The organism is Streptomyces sp. LS-MS-L19 (assembly GCF_058382285.1).
Window position 1 is genome coordinate 3,671,531 of sequence record NZ_JBYCLL010000001.1, and the last position, 20,527, is coordinate 3,692,057.

At 71.5% G+C, this 20,527-nt stretch carries 20 protein-coding genes and 2 tRNA genes; 12 read left to right on the forward strand and 10 right to left on the reverse strand.

Annotation, left to right across the window (positions count from 1 at the left end; genetic code table 11):
• Positions 1-73: 73 nt before the first annotated feature.
• Entirely contained in the window at positions 74-661 is a 588-nt protein-coding gene (locus tag AC2XR2_RS16135) for a bifunctional DNA primase/polymerase (protein ID WP_381308724.1), read from the forward strand.
• Positions 652-725: transfer RNA gene (locus AC2XR2_RS16140), tRNA-Lys, on the forward strand. Before AC2XR2_RS16135 ends, AC2XR2_RS16140 begins: the two co-directional genes overlap by 10 nt.
• Before the next feature lie 52 nt (positions 726-777).
• Here AC2XR2_RS16140 and AC2XR2_RS16145 read toward each other — a convergent pair.
• Positions 778-2,031, reverse strand: a complete 1,254-nt coding sequence (locus AC2XR2_RS16145) for a M6 family metalloprotease domain-containing protein (RefSeq protein WP_491515408.1) — start codon at positions 2,029-2,031, stop codon at positions 778-780.
• Positions 2,032-2,345: 314 nt separating this feature from the next.
• On the opposite strand from AC2XR2_RS16145, the gene AC2XR2_RS16150 reads away from it, so the two are divergent.
• Positions 2,346-4,175: a putative bifunctional diguanylate cyclase/phosphodiesterase gene (locus AC2XR2_RS16150; RefSeq protein ID WP_449349672.1), complete on the forward strand. Its 1,830-nt coding sequence runs from the start codon at positions 2,346-2,348 to the stop codon at positions 4,173-4,175.
• A 24-nt stretch (positions 4,176-4,199) separates the two neighbouring features.
• On the opposite strand, the gene AC2XR2_RS16155 is transcribed toward AC2XR2_RS16150, so the two are convergent.
• Positions 4,200-5,309, reverse strand: coding sequence for an LLM class flavin-dependent oxidoreductase (locus AC2XR2_RS16155; protein ID WP_381308731.1), 1,110 nt, complete (start codon positions 5,307-5,309; stop codon positions 4,200-4,202).
• 173 nt (positions 5,310-5,482) lie between these two features.
• Here AC2XR2_RS16155 and AC2XR2_RS16160 point away from each other — a divergent pair, with 173 nt between their 5' ends.
• Positions 5,483-5,743, forward strand: coding sequence for a hypothetical protein (locus AC2XR2_RS16160; RefSeq protein WP_330266718.1), 261 nt, complete (start codon positions 5,483-5,485; stop codon positions 5,741-5,743).
• A 48-nt stretch (positions 5,744-5,791) separates the two neighbouring features.
• On the opposite strand, the gene AC2XR2_RS16165 is transcribed toward AC2XR2_RS16160, so the two are convergent.
• Entirely contained in the window at positions 5,792-6,523 is a 732-nt protein-coding gene (locus AC2XR2_RS16165) for a maleate cis-trans isomerase family protein (RefSeq protein WP_491515409.1), read from the reverse strand.
• The gene (locus tag AC2XR2_RS16170; protein WP_381306399.1) at positions 6,520-7,344 is read right to left on the reverse strand and encodes a maleate cis-trans isomerase family protein; all 825 of its coding nucleotides are present in this window, start codon (positions 7,342-7,344) and stop codon (positions 6,520-6,522) included. The genes AC2XR2_RS16165 and AC2XR2_RS16170 overlap by 4 nt, the downstream gene beginning before the upstream one ends.
• Before the next feature lie 274 nt (positions 7,345-7,618).
• On the opposite strand from AC2XR2_RS16170, the gene AC2XR2_RS16175 reads away from it, so the two are divergent.
• Both AC2XR2_RS16175 and AC2XR2_RS16180 read left to right on the forward strand, forming a co-directional pair.
• Positions 7,619-8,566, forward strand: a complete 948-nt coding sequence (locus AC2XR2_RS16175) for a D-2-hydroxyacid dehydrogenase (RefSeq protein WP_330266715.1) — start codon at positions 7,619-7,621, stop codon at positions 8,564-8,566.
• 22 nt (positions 8,567-8,588) lie between these two features.
• Positions 8,589-9,995 carry an amidase gene (locus AC2XR2_RS16180; protein ID WP_491515410.1) on the forward strand — a complete coding sequence of 469 codons (1,407 nt, stop codon included), beginning with the start codon at positions 8,589-8,591 and terminating at the stop codon, positions 9,993-9,995.
• Here AC2XR2_RS16180 and AC2XR2_RS16185 read toward each other — a convergent pair.
• Positions 9,992-10,486, reverse strand: coding sequence for a DUF3830 family protein (locus AC2XR2_RS16185; RefSeq protein ID WP_381306393.1), 495 nt, complete (start codon positions 10,484-10,486; stop codon positions 9,992-9,994). The two genes, AC2XR2_RS16180 and AC2XR2_RS16185, sit on opposite strands and share 4 nt — an antisense overlap.
• Positions 10,487-10,583: 97 nt before the next feature.
• Here AC2XR2_RS16185 and ehuB point away from each other — a divergent pair, with 97 nt between their 5' ends.
• The 6 genes from ehuB to AC2XR2_RS16215 all read left to right on the forward strand — a co-directional run bounded on the left by ehuB (position 10,584) and on the right by AC2XR2_RS16215 (position 14,835).
• The gene (gene ehuB, locus AC2XR2_RS16190; protein WP_381306390.1) at positions 10,584-11,489 is read left to right on the forward strand and encodes an ectoine/hydroxyectoine ABC transporter substrate-binding protein EhuB; all 906 of its coding nucleotides are present in this window, start codon (positions 10,584-10,586) and stop codon (positions 11,487-11,489) included.
• Entirely contained in the window at positions 11,486-12,181 is a 696-nt protein-coding gene (gene ehuC / locus AC2XR2_RS16195; RefSeq protein ID WP_330266711.1) for an ectoine/hydroxyectoine ABC transporter permease subunit EhuC, read from the forward strand. Before ehuB ends, ehuC begins: the two co-directional genes overlap by 4 nt.
• The gene (ehuD, locus tag AC2XR2_RS16200; protein WP_491515411.1) at positions 12,181-12,831 is read left to right on the forward strand and encodes an ectoine/hydroxyectoine ABC transporter permease subunit EhuD; all 651 of its coding nucleotides are present in this window, start codon (positions 12,181-12,183) and stop codon (positions 12,829-12,831) included. Before ehuC ends, ehuD begins: the two co-directional genes overlap by 1 nt.
• Positions 12,832-12,841: 10 nt before the next feature.
• Entirely contained in the window at positions 12,842-13,618 is a 777-nt protein-coding gene (ehuA, locus tag AC2XR2_RS16205) for an ectoine/hydroxyectoine ABC transporter ATP-binding protein EhuA (RefSeq protein ID WP_381306385.1), read from the forward strand.
• 221 nt (positions 13,619-13,839) lie between these two features.
• Positions 13,840-14,598, forward strand: coding sequence for an IclR family transcriptional regulator (locus tag AC2XR2_RS16210; protein ID WP_491515412.1), 759 nt, complete (start codon positions 13,840-13,842; stop codon positions 14,596-14,598).
• 163 nt (positions 14,599-14,761) lie between these two features.
• Positions 14,762-14,835: transfer RNA gene (locus AC2XR2_RS16215), tRNA-Lys, on the forward strand.
• Positions 14,836-14,937: 102 nt separating this feature from the next.
• Here the strand turns inward: AC2XR2_RS16215 and AC2XR2_RS16220 are convergent.
• The 5 genes from AC2XR2_RS16220 to AC2XR2_RS16240 all read right to left on the reverse strand — a co-directional run bounded on the left by AC2XR2_RS16220 (position 14,938) and on the right by AC2XR2_RS16240 (position 20,506).
• Positions 14,938-16,590 (reverse strand): AMP-binding protein, encoded by a 1,653-nt coding sequence (locus AC2XR2_RS16220; protein ID WP_491515413.1) that lies wholly within the window; start codon positions 16,588-16,590, stop codon positions 14,938-14,940.
• Positions 16,591-16,616: 26 nt separating this feature from the next.
• Positions 16,617-17,072 carry a hypothetical protein gene (locus AC2XR2_RS16225; RefSeq protein ID WP_491515414.1) on the reverse strand — a complete coding sequence of 152 codons (456 nt, stop codon included), beginning with the start codon at positions 17,070-17,072 and terminating at the stop codon, positions 16,617-16,619.
• A 78-nt stretch (positions 17,073-17,150) separates the two neighbouring features.
• The gene (locus tag AC2XR2_RS16230; protein WP_330266705.1) at positions 17,151-17,756 is read right to left on the reverse strand and encodes a lytic polysaccharide monooxygenase auxiliary activity family 9 protein; all 606 of its coding nucleotides are present in this window, start codon (positions 17,754-17,756) and stop codon (positions 17,151-17,153) included.
• Between the two features lie 97 nt (positions 17,757-17,853).
• Positions 17,854-18,963, reverse strand: coding sequence for an SPFH domain-containing protein (locus AC2XR2_RS16235; protein ID WP_381306375.1), 1,110 nt, complete (start codon positions 18,961-18,963; stop codon positions 17,854-17,856).
• 151 nt (positions 18,964-19,114) lie between these two features.
• Positions 19,115-20,506, reverse strand: a complete 1,392-nt coding sequence (locus AC2XR2_RS16240; protein ID WP_491515415.1) for a peptidoglycan-binding protein — start codon at positions 20,504-20,506, stop codon at positions 19,115-19,117.
• Positions 20,507-20,527: the final 21 nt, after the last annotated feature.

Below are 20,527 nucleotides of genomic sequence, written 5' to 3' on the forward strand. Positions count from 1 at the left end.
CTTCACCCTCCCCTGTCCCGGTTTCCCGCAACCCTCAGGAATCGCGCGCTCACGCCCGGTACCTGTAGATGACATGAGCACTCGCGACGAACCCTTCTCCGACCGCTTCGACGTGTCGGGCGTCACCGCGGACGGGGCCGCCTGGCTCGCCTCGGCAGGAACGTATCCGCGCAGCACCCTGTCGTTGTGGGAGGAGCGGCCCACCGCCCCGGTGGTGCTGCCCTGCGGCACCGCCTTCGACGTGGTCAGCGTCCCCGCGATGTTCGGGCGCCGGATGCTGGACCGGCTGTGGGACGAGGGGCCGGGCTCGGGGCCGGTGGCGACGCTGCGGGGTCGGATGCTGTTGTTCTCGGCGCCGGGTACGGCTCAGCGGCTGCCGTCGCTGCTGCGGTGGGAGGAGTTCGGCCGTACGGGGGCGATCCCGCCGCTGCTGTGTCACGGCACGGGGGACGCGGTGACCGTGCCGGCCCCGCTGAGCGCCGCGAACTCCGGGCTGACCTCGCGCTGGCTGGTCGCCCCGGACACCCGCCACCCCTGGCTGCCGGGCCCGGAAATCCTGGTCTGGGCGGCGGTCCGAGCGGCCCGGAACGCCGTGCGGATTTCGATTTTTCCCCCAGCCGATCAGGATGCTAAGGTCTACGACGTCAGCAGGCGCCGCTAGCTCAGTTGGTTAGAGCAGCTGACTCTTAATCAGCGGGTCCGGGGTTCGAGTCCCTGGCGGCGCACCGACAGTGAAGGCCCCTCGCAGCTGCGAGGGGCCTTTCGCGTGCCCAGGGGTCACCCCGCTGTGATCTCCACATTCCACGCCCCCGACACCGTTCGGTCCATCACCCTGACGCGGACGTTGGTGTCCGGGATCGTGAAGGTCTCGCCGGTGTCGACGGGGGCGTCGGCCAGGGGTGGGTAGACGGAGTTCTCCCAGCAGGCCTCGGTGCGGGGGTGGGCGTCGATGACCTGGACGGGGCCGCCGCCGGACGCGGCGCCGCTGTGGACGCGGTAGACGAGGACACCCTGGCGGCAGACCGCCGCGTCGTTGCCCACCGCCCCCCGCGCCTCGAAGGCGAGCGCGCTGTCCACCCCGGTGCGCACGACCGCGAGCTTGGTGCCGCGGCCCAGCCCGAAGATGCCGGCGTTACCGGGACCGGCCTCCAGCGGCTCCAGCGTCAGCCGCGCCGGCTTAGGCCCCCGTACGCACACCACCTGCCGCCGCTCCAGCCAGCCCAGCTTCCACTTGTGCCAGGCGAACAGGTCCGGGGCGAGTCCGAACTGGCTGCCCATCAGGTCCCAGTCGCCGACGTACGTGTCCCAGTCGCCCTTGCCGTCCGCGGGCCGGTGGTAGAGGTCCGGCAGGTCGAACACGTGCCCGGTCTCGTGGGCCAGCACCAGCTGGTCCGGCGGGTGCTTCTCGAAGACGGTGACCACCCGGCGGATGTCCGTGCCGTCCGCCCGCAGCGGCACGTCCAGGTTGACGACCTTCGTGGCGTCCGAGTCGACGCCGGGCGCGTCCGGGTCGGCGACGAAGTAGACGACGTCGTAGCGCGAGAAGTCGACCTGGGCGTCGGCCGCGGCGAGCGCGTCATGGAGGTAGGCGGACCGGTCCTCGGCGCTCCAGTCGCGCTGTATGGCGTACGCCGTCGACGGGCGCGGCATCCGGATCCAGTGCCGCAGCGGGTGCGGGCGCAGGGTGAAGCGGCCGTAGGAGGCACGGGAGAAGAAGTCGGTGGTGGCCGGGAAGTGGTCGGCGGTCAGCTCGGCGGGGCTGGTCAGGGGTGGGGCGTCCGGGAAGGACAGGAAGACCATCACCGCGTCGAGGGCGCGGGCCGGGCGCGGATAGGCGGTGTTCCAGGTGTCCAGGCCCTCCGAGTGGTGGGCCTCGGTGCGCTCCAGGGTGCAGGGGGCCGAGGAGAAGGGTTCGGCCACCGAGGGGCCGGTGACGAGGGAGGTGGCGGCGAGGGCGGCCATGGTGGTGAACACGGCGGCGGTGCTGCGCAGTCGGGGGCGCGGAAGAGTGCGCGGAAACGGGCGCGGCAACAGGACCTCCGGGAACGGTTCACGGGATACCGCACCCAGCCTGTGTGGTTTTGCAGTAGTACGTCCTGTTTATCTGCACCGGACGAGTGACTTGGCGTGACCTGCCGAACCGGCCGACACCCCCGAATCGCTCACGGAACGTCACAACCGGTCCTGGGCCCGAAGAACCCGTCCAGCTGCGGGCAGAAACGATCTGCCAGAAGGGGTTGCCGGTCCACGAGACTGGGCAATGGCTGGAAGGGCCTCAGGGCAGCCTCTATGATCGGCACACTTTCCTGCGCGGACAGCGATCGAGTGCACTGCGGGAGCTAGCGGTGAACGGAACGTCCGAAGGGCCGGCGCCCGCGGCAGACCTCGACGGGTCGGTCGTAACAGAGAGTGACATCACGACACCTGCTCGTACCGAGCGCGCGACAGCCGCTCGTACCGAGCCGCCGTCGCACCGCGCGGCCTTCGCGGCGGCGCCGCTGGCCATGGCGGTGGTGGACCGCGAGGGCACGGTCGTCGACGCCAACCCCGCCTTCGGCGAGCTGCTCGGCGTCGTACCGCGGGAGTTGACCGGGGCCCTGGCCGCCGACCTGGTGGACCTGACCTCGGACGCGCGCACCTGGCACTCCTACCGCGAGGTGCTGCGCGGCCGGCAGGCGAAGCTGCGCTGCAAGCGGCGGCTCAAGCATCCCGACGGGCATTCCATGTGGGCGCAGATCACGATCACGCCCCTGGCCGACGGAACGCCGGGCGTCCTGCTGTCCGTCGCCGACATCACGGCCCGGCGTGAACTCCAGGCGCGGCTGCGGCACTTGCAGATGCACGACCCGGTGACCCGGCTGCCCAACCGCACCCTGTTCTTCGAGCGGCTGACGGCCGCGCTGGAGCCGGAGTCGTACGAACAGGGCGGCACGGGCCGGATCGGGCTGTGCTACCTGGACCTCGACGGGTTCCAGGCCGTCAACGACACCCTCGGCCACCGGGTCGGCGACCGGCTGCTGGCCGCCGTCGCCGAGCGGCTCACCCGCTGCGCGGGCGAGGCGGGACAGGGCCGGGCGACCGCGCCCCTGGTGGCGCGACTGGGCGGCGACGAGTTCGCGCTGCTCGTCGAGGACTCCACCGGCACCGAGCAGCTCGCCGACCTCGCCGAGGCCCTGCTGAAGGCGATCCAGGCGCCCTTCGACGTCTCCGGTCACCGGATGTCGGTCTCGGCGTCGATCGGGGTGGTCGAGCGGCGGGCGGAGGGCACCTCGGCGACCGGGCTGATGCAGGCCGCCGACACCACGCTGTACTGGGCCAAGGCCGACGGCCGGGACCGCTGGACGCTGTTCGACCCCGAGCGCAACGCCCACCGCATGACCCGCCAGGCCCTGGCCTCCACGCTCCGCCCCGCCATCGAGCGCGGGGAGTTCCAGCTGGAGTACCAGCCGCTGGTGGGCATGGAGGACGGGCGGCTGCGCGGGGTGGAGGCGCTGGTGCGCTGGAACCACCCGCAGTTCGGGTTGCTGACGCCGAATCGGTTCATCGCACTGGCCGAGGAGGACGGCTCGATCGTCCCGCTCGGCCGCTGGATCCTCGCCACCGCCTGCCGGCAGGCCCGGCAGTGGCAGCTGGACCACCCCGACGAGCCGCCGATCTTCGTCAGCGTCAACGTGGCGGTCCGTCAGGTGTGGGACTCCGACCTGGTCGCGGACGTGGCGAAGACCCTCGCCGAGACGGGCCTCGCCCCGCACCTGCTCCAGCTCGAACTCACCGAGTCCGCGGTGATGGGCTCGGCGGGCCGTCCGCTCCAGGCCCTCCAGGCGCTGAGCGACATGGGCGTCGGCATCGCCATCGACGACTTCGGCACGGGCTACTCGAACCTCGCCTATCTGAGCCGGCTGCCGGTGTCGGTGCTGAAGCTGGACGGCTCCTTCGTCCGGGGCTTCCAGTACGAGGGTGAGGGCGTCGCGCCGAACCCGGCCGACGAGGTGGTGGTCGAGGCGATGATCCAGCTGGCCCACCGCCTGGGCCTGACCGTCACCGCGGAGTGCGTCGAGACCTCGGCCCAGGCCACCCGGCTGCGCCGGATCGGCTGCGACACCGGCCAGGGCTGGCTGTACTCGCGGCCGGTGTCGCCGGATCGTATCTCCGGGCTGATGGGCGCCCAGGTCTGACGGTCAGGCCGTCGGCGACCCGGGTCAGGCCGTCGGCAACCCGTAGGCGTCGGCGATGAGTTCGTACGAGCGCAGGCGTACGTCGCCGCTGTGGGCGTTGCCCGTGAGCATCAGCTCGTCGGCGCCGGTGCGCTTGTGGAGATCGTCGAGGCCGGAGCGGACCTCGTCGGCGGTGCCGTGGACGACGTTGGCGTTCCAGGAGTTCGCGAACTCCTCCTCCATCGGGCTGAACTCGTAGGCCTCCGCCTCCTCCGGGGTGGGGACCAGGCCGGGGCGGCCGGTGCGCAGCCGGATCATGTTGAGGGCGGCGGCGCGGACCTGGCGGCGGGCCTCCTTCTCGTCGTCGGTGGCGAGGGCGGAGACGCCGATGAGGGCGTACGGCTCGTCGAGGACCGCGGAGGGCCGGAAGGACTCGCGGTAGAGGTCCAGGGCCGGGATGGTGTTCTGCGCCGAGAAGTGGTGCGCGAAGGCGAAGGGCAGTCCGAGGGAGCCGGCCAGCCGGGCGCTGAAGCCGGAGGAGCCGAGCAGCCAGATCGGCGGGCGGTGCGGGGACTGGACGCCGCCGGGCGAGGTCGCCTGGACGGGGCCGGGCACCGCGTGGATACGGCGGTAGGGGTGGCCGTCGGGGAAGTCGTCGTCCAGGAAGCGGGTGAGCTCCATGAGCTGCTCGGGGAAGTCGTCGGCGCCCTCGTGGAGGCGGTCGGTGCGGCGCAGGGCGGCCGCGGTGGCGCCGTCGGTGCCCGGGGCGCGGCCGAGACCCAGGTCGACGCGGCCGGGGGCCATCGCCTCCAGCGTGCCGAACTGCTCCGCGATCACCAGCGGGGCGTGGTTGGGGAGCATGACACCGCCCGAGCCGAGCCGGATGCGGGAGGTGTGGGCGGCGAGGTGGGCGAGGATCACCGCGGGGGACGAGGACGCCACGCCCGGCATCGAGTGGTGCTCGGCGACCCAGTAGCGGTGGAAGCCGCGGGACTCCGCGAGCCCCGCGATGGCGACGCTGGTGCGCAGGGCGTCGGTGGCCGTGCGGCCGGCGCCTACGGTGACCAGGTCCAGGACCGAGAGGGGTACGGGGGCGGTGCCCTGTGCAGTCCCTCGGATCTCGTCTTCCGCCACGGTGGGGTGCCTCCTGCTCATGAGCCGTGCGCTGTCGTCCTGGCGACAACAGGAGACTGTCCCCGGTTATTCCCGGACGGCGCCCCTCGTCCCCCGGAGCCCCTGCTTCCACATCCCGTCCGGTGCCCGGCCGCTTGCCGCACGGGCCCCCGGGTACCCAGAGCACACCATCTGAAGGACCGGAGGGATCACCCATGACGAGGGAGAACACTTCGCCGGAGTCGGAGATCGGGCCGCTGGAGCCCGGCACCCGGCAGGAAGCCCAGCTGTCCATCCGTATCGCCGACATCGCCTGGACCGCGCTCAGCGTGGTGGCCGCCCTGTGGGCCGTCCTGGCCTCCGTCGACGCCGTGCGCGGCAGTGGCTCGTGGGCCTACTGCGCCGCCGCCCTGATCCTGCTGGCCATCGGCCTGACGATGCGGCTGCGCTCGGCGCGCCGCCGGACCCGGATGTGACGAGGAGACCGGCCGTCCCCGGGGTCGGCCGGCCCCCTCGTCCGGTCGTCACACCTGGACGATCGGCTCCTTGGTGAACAGCGCCCCCAGGGTCGGTGCGTTGACCCTGCGGTCCGTCAGGCGGAGCGCCTCCCAGACGGTGACCTGGTTGGCCGTGAGGACCGGCTTGCCGAGGTCCTTCTCCAGGGCCGGGATGTGGCCGGCCGTGTGCAGGGCCGTGTCCGGGAGGAGGACCGCCTCGGCGTCGGGCGAGTCGGCCTCCCGGGCCAGCGCGAAGACCTCCTCCTCGCCCCAGGTGCCGACCTCGGCCGCGGTGACGATCCCGGCCCCGCGGACCTGACCGACCTCGATGCCGCCCGCCCGCAGGAACTCCGCGAACAGGCCCGCCACGTCGTCCGGATAGGTCGCCGCGACCGCCACCCGCCCGGCGCCGATCTCCCGCGCCGCGTGCACGAAGGCGAAGGAGGTCGAGGAGGCGGCCATGCCGGCGCTGTGGGCCAGGGCGCGGACCTGCTCGTGGGCGCCCTCCCAGCCGTACACGAAGCTGCCGCTGGTGCAGGCCCAGACGACGGACTCGGCGCCCGACATGCGCAGTTGCTCGACGCCCGCGGCGAGGCGCTCGGCCGAGCCCATCTCCCGGAGGGCGTCCACGCGGTGGGCGTCCGTGCCGATGTCGGTGTGGACCACGTCCAGGCGGATGTCGCTGCCCAGGAGCTGTTCGATGCGCGGATAGTCGTCCTCCGCGGAGTGGCCCGGGTAGAGGAATCCGAGAGCGGTCATGTCCAGCCTTCCTGCTGCTGTTCTCCGTCCGGCAGTCCCCGGACTTCCGGCAGACCCGGAATCTCCGGGCGCGCGGGGCCGCACCGCGCCGCCGGATCGATCAGCGCCTGGTACGGTCCCACGGCTCGGGTACCCAGTCGGCGCAGCGCCGCCCACATGGTCACCTGGTTGGCCGAGATCACCGGTATGCGCAGTTCCGCCTCCAGTTGCGGGATGACGTCGTACGTCGGCAGGTTGGTGCAGCTGATGAACAGGGCCTGGGCGTCGGCCCGTACGGCTTTGTGGGCCATCTCGGAGACCTGGCGGTAGGGCACCTTCCAGATGTGCCGGGTCAGCCCCATGTAGGCGCACCCGGTGACCGAGACGCCCGCCTCGGCGACGTACTCCTCGAGCGACCTGGTCACCGACACGGTGTACGGCGTCACCAGGGCGACCCGGCTCGCGCCGAGCTCGGCGAGGGCGGCCAGGAGGGCGCCGGAGGTGGTCAGGGAGGGGACCGCGCCCGCCCTGGTCATGGCCGCGCACATGGCCCGCTCCCCCGCGATCCCGCCGACGAAGCTGCCGGACGTGCAGGCGTAGGCGACGACCTCGGGGGCGATGGCGTTGAGCGTGCGCACGGCCTCGTGCAGGGTCTCGTGCTCACTGACCAGCCGGGCCAGGTCGAGGCTGACCTCGACGGGGACGTACGGGGTGCGGGTCAGATGGAGCGAGATGTCTTCGGGGACCCAGCGCCACAGCTCGCGGTCCAGCGCGAAGTCGAAGGGGGCGACGACACCGACACCGCGCTGCGGGCGCGGACCACCCAGAAAGGAAACGTCCATGGCGGGGACCGGCCTCACGGTGGGAGACGGGGGGACAGCGGAGCGTGCACAACGCCCGTGTTGACGAAGGTAGGTTCGGGTGCGAGCGTGGTCAATCCGCCCATGTCACGCTCACGTCACACCGGAACCACCCCGGCGTTTCCGCCCACGTCAGACGCTCGGCCGCGCCGCGGAAACCGGCGGAAAAAGGTCGGTCGCTCCGCATGAATGTGCAGAAATCGCCCGTGCGGCTCTCCTGGGAACCCGCGCGGCTCTCCGCAGAAACGGTGCCTCGATGTCCGTCCCCACCCTTCTCGTCCTCGACGCGGACCCCCTCCCCCGTCTCGGCAGGCTCACCGGCCGGGCCCGGATCGAGCACGCGGACGCGACCACGCTCGCCGAGCGGCTGCCGTCCGCCGACGTGCTGCTGGTCTGGGACTTCACCTCGACCGCGGTGCGTGACGCCTGGCCCGGCGAGGGCCCGCGGCCGCGCTGGGTGCACACGGCGAGCGCGGGCGTGGACCACCTGATGTGCCCCGAACTCGTCGCGTCCGACACGAGGGTGACCAACGCGCGCGGTGTCTTCGACCGGCCGATCGCCGAGTACGTGGCCGCGCTGGTCCTGACGATGGCCAAGGACCTGCCCCGGACCCTTGAGCTCCAGCGCGAGGGCGTGTGGCGGCACCGGGAGTCGCAGCGGGTGGCGGGCACGCGCGCGTGCGTGGTCGGTTCCGGGCCCATCGGCCGGGCGATCGTCGCCACCCTCAAGGCGCTCGGCATCGTCACCGCGCTCGTCGGCCGCCGCTCCCGCACCGGGATCCACGGCCCCGACGACCTCGACCGGCTGATGGCCCGCGCGGACTGGGTGATCGCGGCCGCGCCGCTCACCCCGGAGACCCGGGGCATGTTCGACGCCCGCCGCTTCGGGGTGATGCAGCCCTCCGCGCGGTTCATCAACATCGGCCGGGGCCAACTGGTCGTGGAGGAAGCCCTGGTGGAGGCGCTCACCAAGCGGTGGATCGCCGGCGCGGCCCTCGATGTCTTCGCCACCGAACCGCTGCCGCCCGAGAGCCCGTTGTGGCGGGTCCCGGGTCTGATCGTCTCCCCGCACATGAGCGGCGACACCGTCGGCTGGCGCGACGAACTCGGCGCGCAGTTCGTGGAGTTGTTCGACCGCTGGGACGCGGGCAGATCCCTCACGAACGTGGTCGACAAGGAGCGCGGGTACGTGCCAGGGCACTGAACGCCGAGCGGAGGGGCAGCAGATGCAGGACCTCACCGGACTGACCGCCGTACAACTCGTCGAGGGTTACCGCAAGGGGGAGTTCAGCCCCGTGGAGGCGACCAGGGCGGCTCTCGACCGGGCCGCGGAGATCCAGCCGGAGGTGAACGCCTTCGTGCGCCTGACCGGCGAGGAGGCCCTCGCGCAGGCCCGCGCGTCGGCGGACCGCTGGCGGCGCGGGGAGCCGTCCGGCGCGGTGGACGGGGTGCCGGTCACGGTGAAGGACATCCTGCTGATGCGCGGGACGCCGACGCTCAAGGGCTCCAGGACGATCCCGGAGAGCGGGAGTTGGGACGAGGACGCCCCTTCGGTGGCCCGGCTACGGGAGAGCGGGGCGGTGTTCCTCGGCAAGACCACGACCCCGGAGTTCGGCTGGAAGGGCGTCACGGACTCGCCGTTGTCGGGCGTGACCCGCAATCCCTACGACCCGACGCGCACCGCGGGCGGCTCCAGCGGGGGCGCCGCGGCGGCCGTGGCGCTCGGTGCGGGACCGCTGGCGCTCGGCACGGACGGCGGTGGCAGTGTCCGCATCCCGGCGGCGTTCTGCGGGATCTTCGCGCTGAAACCGACGTACGGCCGGGTGCCGTTGTACCCGGCGAGCGCCTTCGGCACCCTCGCCCACGTGGGCCCGATGACCCGGGACGCGGCCGACGCGGCCCTGCTGCTCGACGTGATCGGGGTGCCGGACTCCCGCGACTGGTCGGCGCTCGGTCCCGCGGCCGGTCCGCACACCGCGGCCCTGCGGGGCGGGGTGCGGGGCCTGCGGATCGCGTACTCGCCGTCCCTCGGCGGCCAGGTGGCGGTGCGGCCGGGCGTCGCCGCGGCGGTACGGCGGGCCGTGGAGCGGCTGGCCCGGCTCGGGGCGTACGTCACCGAGGCCGACCCCGACTTCGCCGACCCGGTGGACGCCTTCCACACCCTGTGGTTCAGCGGGGCGGCCCGGGTGACCCAGCATCTGGGGCCGCACCAGCGGGGGTTGCTGGACCCCGGGCTGCGGGAGATCCGCGGACTGGGCGGCCGGATGAGCGCGCTGGACTATCTCGCGGCGGTGGACGTCCGGATGGAACTGGGCCGCCGTATGGGCCGTTTCCACGACTCCTACGACCTCCTGGTCACCCCTACCCTGCCGATCACGGCGTTCGAGGCGGGCACCGAGGTCCCGAAGGGCTCGGGCCACCGGCGCTGGACCGGCTGGACCCCCTTCACCTACCCCTTCAACATGACCCAGCAGCCGGCGGCGAGCGTCCCCGTCGGCACGGACGGCGAGGGCCTGCCGGTGGGCCTCCAGATCGTCGCGGCCCGGCACCGGGACGACCTGGTGCTGCGGGCCGCGCACGCGCTGTACGAGGCGGGGGCGGCGGGTGTGCCACCCGGGCGGGGTGGGCGCTAGGCCCGGCTGAAGCGGAGGCTTTCGCCGAGGGCGCCCGCGCGCCAGAGGTCGTTGCAGGCCTCGGCCAGGGCGTCCAGACCCTCGGTCACCTGGCCCCACACGGTTCCCGGCACCCAGCCGACATCGCCGTTCAGGAGGATGTTGTTGCGCTCGTAGAAGAGGGCCAGATCGACGACGGTCGCGTCCGGGCGGACCTCGCGGTCGTAGCCGTGGGACGTCGTGCCGAGTTGCGTGCCCGCGAAGGAGAAATAGCAGAGATCTCCGGGAATCGGGGTAACTGTCGGGTTCTCCAGGGGTGGTTCGTTTTCCGCGAAGGGCGCGAAGAGGGCGTAGATCTCGTTGCGCGCGTACTTGGCGTGATAGACGTCACCGGCGAGTGGAAGGGCGCTCCAAACGGCGGCACAGGTGAGGGGCGCCCGGTCGTCGAGGAGCTTTGCCGTGGCGGTGATCCCGCGCTTGACCAGCGAGACGTCGATGTAACGGTCAGCCATGCATTCCATCGTCCCCCGCCGGTCAAGAGGGCCTCGGTGCGGAACGGGGCTCAAACCGATCTGCATAAGTCGCATCCGGTCGGGTAGCCGCGCCGCCATGGCTCCACCACTGGAACATGGCGCACACATATCCGGAACCTCTCGCCGGTCGCTGCTCGCGGGGGTGGCGGCGCTCGGCGCACTGGGCGCCGCGGGCTGCTCACGCGTGGCCACCGCCTCGACCGAGGGAGGCGGCGACCTGCTGGACCGACTGCGGGCGGCAGGTGTCGTACGGCTGGGAATCGCGGGTGAGATCCCCTTCGGTTACATCGACAAGAACGGTGAACTGACCGGTGAGGCACCCGAACTCGCGCGGGTCATCTTCAAGCGGCTGGGTGTGGAAAAGGTGCAGCCGGTGCCGACGGAGTTCGGCTCGCTGATTCCCGGGCTGAATTCGCAGCAGTTCGATGTCGTGGCGGCCGGGATGTATGTCACCCCGGAACGCTGCGAACAGGTGATCTTCGCGGATCCCGACTATCAGATGCTCGATTCCTTCATCGTGCGCAAGGGAAATCCAAAAGGTCTTCACAACTACAAGGACGTCGTCGACAAGAAGGCCAAGTTCGCCACCGGTACCGGCTATGCGGAGATCCAGTACGCCGTCGAGGCGGGGTACAAGGAGAGCGACATCCTGATCGTGCCGGACCAGGTCGCGGGGCTGAACGCGGTGGAGGCGGGGCGCGTCGACGTGTTCGCCGGGACCGCGCTGACCACCCGTGAGGTGGTGAAGAAGTCGGCCAAGGCGGAGGCGACGAAGGCCTTCACCCCGACCGTGGGCGGCAAGCCGCACGTCGACGGGGGCGCCTTCGCGTTCCGCCGGACCGAGACGAACCTGCGGGACGCCTTCAACGTCGAGCTGCGGAAGCTGAAGAAGAGCGGGGAGCTGTTCCGGGTCCTCGAGCCCTTCGGGTTCACGCGGGCCGAGATGACGGACCTGACCGCGAAGGAGCTCTGCGGCGGATGACCTCCGGACTCTGGGAACTGGTACTCAAGGGCGTCTGGACGACGGTCCAGCTGCTGGTGTTCAGCGCGCTGCTCGCCGCCGCGGTGTCCTTCGTGGTCGGTGTCGCCCGCACCCACCGGCTGTGGATCGTCCGCTTCCTCGCGGGCTTCTACACCGAGGTGTTCCGCGGGACCTCCGCGCTGGTGATGATCTTCTGGGTGTTCTTCGTGCTGCCCCCGGCCTTCGGCTGGCAGCTCGTGCCGATGTGGGCGGGCACGCTCGCGCTCGGGCTGACCTACGGCGCGTACGGCTCCGAGATCGTGCGCGGGGCGCTCAAGGCGGTCGACCCGGCCCAGCAGGAGGGCGGGATCGCGCTGAGCTTCACGCCCTGGCAGCGGCTCAGGTTGATCCTGCTGCCGCAGGCGGTGCCGGAGATGATCCCGCCGTTCTCCAACCTGCTGGTCGAGCTGCTCAAGGGCACCGCGCTGGTGTCCGTGATGGGCATGGGCGACCTGGCCTTCAGCGGCAACCTGGTGCGGCTCGCGCTCCAGGAGAGCGCCGGGATCTACACGTATCTGCTGCTCATCTACTTCGTGATCGCCTTCCTGCTCACCCGCCTGATGCGGGGCCTGGAGAAGAAGCTCAAGGCGGGGGTCGGCAAGGCGCCCACCCGTGAGGTGAAGGTGCCCGAGCCGGTCGGAGGTGGTGTCTGATGGAGTGGGACTGGAGTGCCGTAGGCGACTTCATGCCGCAGTTCTGGGACGGGCTGCTGGTCACCCTGCAGGCCCTCGCGCTGGGCTCGCTGATCTCGTTCGTGCTCGGCCTGGTGTGGGCGCTGCTGATGCGCGCGCCCTCGCGGTTCGTGCGCTGGCCGGTCGGGGTGGTCACGGAGTTCGTGCGCAACACCCCGCTGCTGGTCCAGCTGTTCTTCCTCTTCTACGTGCTGCCCGAGTGGGGCGTGACCCTGTCCGCGCTGACCACCGGTGTCATCGGGATCGGGCTGCACTACTCGACGTACACGATGCAGGTCTACCGGGCCGGTATCGAGGCGGTGCCGACCGGCCAGTGGGAGGCGGCGACCGCGCTGAACCTGCCGAGGATCAGGACCTGGCAGGTGGTGATCCTGCCGCAGGCGATCCGCCGGGTCGTGCCGGCCCTCGGCAACTACGTGATCTCGATGCTCAAGGACACCCCGATGCTGATGGTGATCACGGTCCTGGAGATGCTCGGCGAGGCGCGGCTGTTCGCGCAGGAGCACTTCCAGTTCACCGAGCCGCTGACCGTGATCGGTGTGGCCTTCATCGTCATCTCCTATCTGGCCTCCCTTCTCCTGCGATCCCTGGAGCGACGTCTTGTCCGCTGACACTCCCCTCATGAAGGAACCCGACGCCAACACCAACCCGCCGGTGGACGGCAGCGAGCTGATCCGCTTCGAGGACGTGACCAAGCGCTTCGGGTCCAACACCGTCCTGGACCGGCTGAACTTCTCGGTCGACTCCGGCAAGCACGTGACGCTGATCGGCCCCTCCGGGTCCGGCAAGACCACGATCCTGCGCATGCTGATGACGCTGACCAAGCCCGACGAGGGGACGGTCAGCGTGGACGGGGAGAAGCTGTTCCCGGCGCCGGAGAAGCAGCTGCGCGAGGTCCGCAAGAAGATCGGGATGGTCTTCCAGCAGTTCAACCTGTTCCCGAACATGACGGTCCTGCGCAACATCACCGAGGCCCCGGTCACCGTGCTCGGCATGTCCAAGGACGAGGCGGAGGCACGCGCGCGTGAGCTGCTCGACCTGGTGGGGCTCGCCGACAAGGCGGGCGCCCGGCCGACGCAGCTGTCCGGCGGGCAGCAGCAGCGGGTGGCGATAGCGCGGGCGCTGGCCATGCGGCCGCGGGTGCTGCTGCTGGACGAGGTGACCTCGGCGCTCGACCCCGAGCTGGTGGCCGGCGTGCTCGACGTGCTGCGGGACATCGCCCGCACCACCGACATCACCATGCTCTGTGTGACCCACGAGATGAACTTCGCCCGGGACATCTCCGACCAGGTCCTGATGTTCGACTCGGGCCGGATCATCGAGTCGGGCCCGCCGGAGAAGATCTTCAGCGACCCGGCGCAGGACCGTACCCGGGAATTTCTCAGCGCGGTTCTCTGAGCACGGGAAGTGAACAGTGTTCAATCTCCGAGGTCCCGGACCCGGGTCATGTCGCTGGCATATGCCAGCGAGCCAGCGCCCCTGCTGAGGGGGCTTGGCCCGGGGACGGAATCTCGTCAACAGCCGCTCACTACAAGCCGTTTGCCGGTTATCGTGGAGAGGATCGCTGTCTGGATTACGGCCCAGTAGTAGTGCGACCGAGCGAGCGCAGGGGGAACACCGTGGCGCTGAAGCACGAGCCGACCGCGCCGTACCACTCGGCCCAGGACGCGCTGCGCGTCCTGGAGACCGTGGCACGGCACACCGCCGGAGTCACCGACGTCGAACTCGCCCGCACCACCGGCCTCGGCCCGGAGCGACTGACCGCGCTCCTGCGGATGCTGCGCCGTGAGGGGTACGTCGAGCAGGTGGCCGACGGCGCGTATGTGACGGGGGACGCCCTGACCAGGCTGAGCTCCGTCCAGGACCGAGACGAGGCACTGCGCGACAAGCTCCAGCGCACCCTCGACGAGCTGCGCGACTCCATCGGCGCGGCGGTGTACATCAGCCGGTACGTCGACGGTGAGGTCACCATCGACCAGTACGCCGACGGGCCCGCGACGCCGGCGGTCAACGAGTGGGTGGACTTCCGCTCCTCCGCGCACGCGACGGCGCTCGGCAAGAGCCTGCTGAGCCAGCTGGACCACAACGGCCGCCGCGACCATCTCTCCCGGCACCGGATGACGCGCCTCACGTCCCGCACGATCACCAACGACAAGCTGCTCCTCTCCCGCCTGGAGGCACAGCCGCCGACCGTCCCCCACCTGGACCTCCAGGAGTACGCGGTGGGCACGGTGTGCGCGGCGGTGCCGATCACCGCGGGGTCGCTGGTGGGATGCCTCGCGCTGTCGCTGCCGGTCGACCAGGCGCATCGGCTGCGGAGGGCGACGGAGCGGTTGAATCGGGGGGCGGCGCCGGTTCTTCTGTCGCTGGCGATCTAGGAGCAGCGCATCAGGTCGTTGGCCGTCTGCGGGCCGTGGGGGCTGGTCGCGCAGTTCCCCGCGCCCCTGGGTGGGTCCACTCCCCCGTGGTCAGAAGCACCCCCTCCGACCGGGTAGTATTTTCTCTGTCGCCAGCCACCGAGAGGTGGTCGGCGAGAGTCATGCGCCGCTAGCTCAGTTGGTTAGAGCAGCTGACTCTTAATCAGCGGGTCCGGGGTTCGAGTCCCTGGCGGCGCACCGGTGAAGGGCCTTTCGTGGGAGCGAGAGGCCCTTCGGCGTGTTCCCGGGCGCCGTGCGGGCGGCTGGGGGTCTGGGGGTTAACCCCCAGGGGATGCAGCATCAGCGGGTCCGGGGTTCGAGTCCCTGGCGGCGCACCGGTGAAGGGCCTTTCGTGGGAGCGAAGGGCCCTTCGGCGTTTTTCGGGGGCCGGGATCGGTAGGTCTCTTCGCCCGGTCCGCGCCACCACACGGGGTCCGTGCAGTTCAGGCCCTCTTTTCTGAGCTGGGCTCGGTTGATCTTGTTGGTGGCTGTGACCGGCATGTGGTCCACGACCCGCACGTACCGTGGGGCCATCTTCGTGCCGAGGTCCGGCTGGGCCGCCAGGAAGGTCGCGAAGGCGACGGGGTCGAAGGTTCCGGCGATCGTCGCCATCACCTGGTCGCCGGTCACCGGATCCGGTACCGCGTACACCGCGACGGCCACCGCCCCCTCGTAGCGGGCGAGGATGTTCTCGATCATCGCCGCCGCCAGGTTCTCGCTGTCCACGCGGATCCTGTCGTCGGTGCGGCCCGCGAAGTACAGGTAGCCCTCGGCGTCCCGGTAGAAGAGGTCCCCGGTCCAGTACCAGCCGTCCCGGCGCCGCTCGGCATCCGCCTCGGGGTTGCGCCAGTACCCCTCGAAGGGGTTCGGCGCCCGGTTCACCAGCTCCCCTATCGCCTCGTCCCCGTTCAGCAGCCGCCCGGCCGCGTCGAACCGCGCGGGCGGTCGCTCCCGACCCGTCTCCCGATCCAGTACGACGAGCCCGGGCGCCGCCCGCCCCACCGCGCCCGGCGGAGTCCCCGGCGCCCACTGGATCGCCGCCCCGCCCTCGGAGGAGCCGTACCCCTCCACCAGCCGCACCCCGAAGCGCCGCTCGAAGGCGGCCGCGTCCACCGCCCCCGCCTCGGTGCCGAAGCCGAGCCGCAGCGGATTGTCCCGGTCGTCCTCGCGGGGCTCGGTGGCGAGGACGTACTGGATGGCACGGCCGACATAGGTGAAGTACGTCGCCCGGTACGCGCGCACGTCCGCGAGGAACTCCGAAGCGGAGAACCGCCGCCTGAGCGCGACCCCGGCCCCGGTCGCCAGCGCGGGCGCCCAGTCGGCGATCACCGCGTTGCCGTGGAACATCGGCATGCAGATGTAGTGCACCCCGTCCGGCCCGAGCCGGAACTGGTCGGCCAGGGACCGCCCGGCGGCGGCCAGCCGGCCCTGGGAGCAGAGCGCGGCCTTGGGGGCGCCGGTGGAGCCGGAGGTGAAGTAGAGGAGGAGACGGTCGGCGGGCGTGGCGCGGGAGGCGTCCGGTTCGGCGCCGGCGTAGGGCGCGAGCAGGGTGTCGTACTCCTCGGAGCCGGTCACCAGGAGGCGGACGCCGGGCAGGTCGAGGCCGCGCAGCAACGGGAGTCGCGACGGCTCGGTGATCAGCAGGCGGCACTCGGTGTGCAGGATGTCGCGGGCGAGTTCGGGGCCCCGGCGGGTGGGGTTGATGCCGGCGACGGCGGCCCGGGCGAGGGCGGCCGCGCTCAACCACATCGGGAATTCAGGGGTGTTGTCGAGCAGTACACCGACGTGGGCGCCGGGGCCCGGCAGCAGGTCGGCGAGGAGGGCCGCCCGTGCGGCGGCACCGGCCGCCACCTCGTGATGGGTGAGCGCCCGCCCCTCGAACCACAGTCCGGGCCGGTGGTCGCCCCACCGTCCGGCGACGAGTTCCGCGACCGTACGCCTCCTGGAGTCCATGGGGGCGCACGGTAGTTGACGGAGCGTCAGATGTGGAGGGCCGAGGTGAACACGGTCAAGGCGACCATGAACCCGGCGCAGAACAGCACGATCACCCCGATGAAGGAGAGCGCCATGAAGGCGGCGACCCCGTGCCCGGAACGCCGGAGGTGGGGGATGGCCGTGGCCACGACCTCGGGCCCGTCGACGTAGTGGACGGTGACGATGTCACCTTCCATGGTCGTGCCCGGGCCGCCCTCCTCCTCGAAGCGGACGACTCGGCCCTCGCGGGTCCTGAACTCGTACACGTGACGCAGTCCGGTGCGCACGAAGCTGTCGCCGCCGCCATGTGCCACCGGGTACACCCGCAGGCACTCCGCCTCCGCCGTCAGCCCGCTCCGCCAGGCACTGCGGGCCCGGTTCCAGCGCCGCACCACGTGGTACGCGCCGAAGAGAGCCGCGGCCATGATCAGGGCGGGGACGGCGTAGAGAAGGGCAATCATGGCGGATCCCCCGAGGTCAGGTGGTGTTCGTGTGGGGGAACCTACCCCGGGGGAAGCCTGGACTGTCTCAAGTGCCGATCAAAACGTGACGTCCGAGCAGGCGTAGAACGCGTTGGTCGTGTCGGCGATCGTCCACACTGCGACGATCACATGCCGTCCGCTGAGCCCGGACGGCAGGGTGCCGCTGTGCGAGAGGGTGGAGGGAGGTCGCTGGCCGTTGTAGGGGACGGTCAGGAACGGGGTGAGGTTGAGGTCGGAGCGGGCCAGGTTGTGGTTCTGGTTCCAGCCCGGCTTGGTGACGTAGTACTTGAAGTCGGTGGTGGCGTGCATCGCGGTGAACTGCCAGCGGAACGTGTAGCTCTGCCCGCCCGTCACCTTCGTCGCCGGCCATGCGGAGCCCGACGGTGTCCGCGGCGCGCTGAGCTGGCTGAAGCGGCTGACGCCGCCGTTGCATATCTGGCCGTCGGCGGGTCCGCCGGCCGGGAAGCCCTTGGGGCCCTCGACGCTCTGCGGCTCCCACTGGATGTCGCCGCAGTTCGTCACGGTGCCGTTCTGGCAGAGCTTCTGCCTGCTGATGGGGAGGTCGGTGTAGCCGTGGCTGCTGGCGCCGCCGGAGGAGAGCACTACGGCTCCGGTGGTGGCGAGGCCCACCACGGCGGCGTACCACTTGGTCTTTCTGCGCATGCTGCCGCTCCTGGAGAACGTGGGGGATGTTCCGTGAGGCGTGCAGGTCTAGACCAAGTCCCAGATTATTGCCGGTTGTTGAACATGTCCATACCAATCACGCCCCTTGTTCTCCGCGACCGGCACAGAACGCCACCGTCAAGTCCTTCACCAGCGCCTTGCGTTCGTAGTCGTCCAGTTCCACCAGGCCCCGCATGGTCAGCCGGGTCACCGTGTCCTCGACCGAGTCCACCACCGACGTCAGCATGGTCGCCCGGTGCTGGGCGTCCAGCGCGGCGATCCGGCGGCGGTGCATCGCGGCGGCCACCTCCGGGGCGTACTCGATGCGCAGCGGCTGGACCGAGAACACCTGCACGCCGACCGGCGCGGTCTCCGCGTTCACCAGCCGGGTCAGCGCCTCCCCCGCCGCGTCGGCCGAACCGCGCCCGGAGCCCGGTGCCTCCACCGGGATCCGGGCGAGCGCGGCCTCCACGCACTCGCGCAGATAGGTCTCGTGGTCGTCGACGCCGAGCGTGGCCCGCGCGGTGTCCCGCACCCGCCACACCACGAGGACGACGACCCGCAGCCCGACCCCGCTCGCGTCGGCCGCCGCCATCGGCTCGCTGCGCCAGTGCCGCAGCCGTACGTCGACCCGGCGGCGCAGCAGCAGCGGGTTGACCCACATCAGGCCGGTGCGCCGCACGGTCCCCCGGTAGCGGCCGAACAGCCCGAGCACCCAGGCCCGTCCGGTCCGGCCCCGGGCCAGCCCGCCGAAGCCGAAGAGACCGAGGGCGCCGGCACCCGCGTAGGCGGCCCACTGCGCCGGACCGAGGCCCGCGTGCGTGTACGACGGCAGGCGCAGCGCCTCCAGTGCGAGCGGCGGCACCACACCCGCCCACCACGAGGTGGCCGCGCACCCGGCCAGTCCGCAGGCGCCGGCGAGGACACCCGCCGCGCCGGGCAGCACCCGCGCCGGGCGCTCGGCCAGTTCGGGGTCGACCTCGGGGGCGGGGCGTGGGGCGGCCTGGGCGGTCCTGCGCAGGCGGGGCTGCTCCCCGGTGCCCTGTCTGCGGGCCACCACGGCGGGCTTCAGCGGTACCGACACCGGGTCCGGGTCGTCGCGGAACAGCAGATGGACCGGGATCTCGGTGGTCGCCTCGTTCTGGATGAGCCGGGCGGGACGTGCGTGCCCCTCGGACTCCGGTGTCGGTGAAGTGGTCGTACTCATGAGTGCCTCCAGCCTCCGCGCCAGATGCGTCACAACAAGGGGGACAGGGTCAGGTGGTCGCCCACCGCGTGGTGGTGAGTCCGGTGCTCACGAGGTGACGAGTCCGGTGTTCACGGTGATGAGCCCGGTGCCTGTGAGAAGAGCCGCGTGGCTACGAGAAGAGCCGGCGCCAGGTCTCCGGGCCCGGGTAGCCGTCCGCCGCGCCGCCGCGCCAGCCCTGGGCGCGTTGGAAGGCCTCCACGCCTCGCCGGTCCGGCTCGCCCCAGCGCGGTCCCGGTCCGGTCGTGTAGTACTTGCCGAACCCTTTCTTCACCAGCTGGCGGCCGAGCTGGGTGACGTACTTGTTGGTCGCGCCGGGCCGGAACATCGCACGCCCGGGGTAGCCGGGGACGCCGTGCGAGGAAGGTGTGGAGGGCGCGGACGGTGTGGAGGGTGCGGGCGGTCCCGCCGTCCCCGCCCCGCCGCCCGCCCCGATGTCCCTGCCGCCGCCGGTGACCAGCAGCGCCCAGGTCTGCGCCCCGGGCAGCCCGTCCGCGTCCCCGCCCCGCCAGCCCTGCGCCTGCTGGAACGCCTGGGTGGCCCTGCGGTCCGCGTCCGACCAACGGGGTCCCGGCCCCGAGGTGTAGAAGCGCCCGGCACCGCGCTCCACGAGCATGCGGCCGAGCTGGGTGACGTACTTGTTGTTGGCCCCGGGACCGAAGTAGGCGGTGCCGGGGAACGGCGTCACGTCCGGGGCCTGCGGCTTGGCGGGGTCCGGGGTGACGGGGTCCGGGTTCGCGCCGTCCGGGGTGGCGCCGTCCGGGGTGGCGCCGTCCGGCTGGGCGCCCGAGGTGCCGCCGGCGAGCCCCTTGTACCGGTAGGCGACGTACCGGTCGGAGTTGCTCCAGTAGGCGTAGGGGGTGGCCTGCTTGCGGGCGTAGGGGCGGGTCTCCTCGTAGGCGAGGTAGTAGGTGTGCGTGTAGTCCGTCCAGCCGCCGAAGATGACGACGTGGGAGCCGCTCTCGGGGTTGGACGGGTTGTGGAAGAGCAGGATGTCGCCGGGTTGGAGGTCGTCCTTGGCGATCCGGACGCCGTACTGGCCGAGGCTGCCGGTCCATTCGTTGCGCGGCAGGCTCCAGGCCATGGAGACGAAGCCGGAGCAGTCCTGGCGGTAACCGTCGCCCCAGTACTCGGACATGCTGTACGGCACCCGCGCGGCGACCCACTGCTTGGCCCGCTTGATGATGTCGGTGCGGGTGGTGGTGGGCGTTTTGACGGGGGCGGGCTTGGCGCCGGGGCCGTGCAGGGGGGCCTTGTCGCCCTGGGGGGTGTCGGGCTCGTCGGCCTTGGGGGTGCCGGGGCGGGTGGGGGCCTGGGGGGCGGCGAAGGCGGGGGCCGCGTGCAGGGCGCCGAGGGCGGTGACGGTTGTGGCGGCGAGGATCACGGCTCGGGCGGCGGCGGGGTGACCGCCGGCCGGGCGGGGGAGGACGCGGCGCCAGTGGAGGCAGCCGGGGCAGTCGCAGTCCTTCTCGGGATCGATTTCCTCGAATACCGGAGTCTCCATGCGGCGCCCCTCACACTCCAG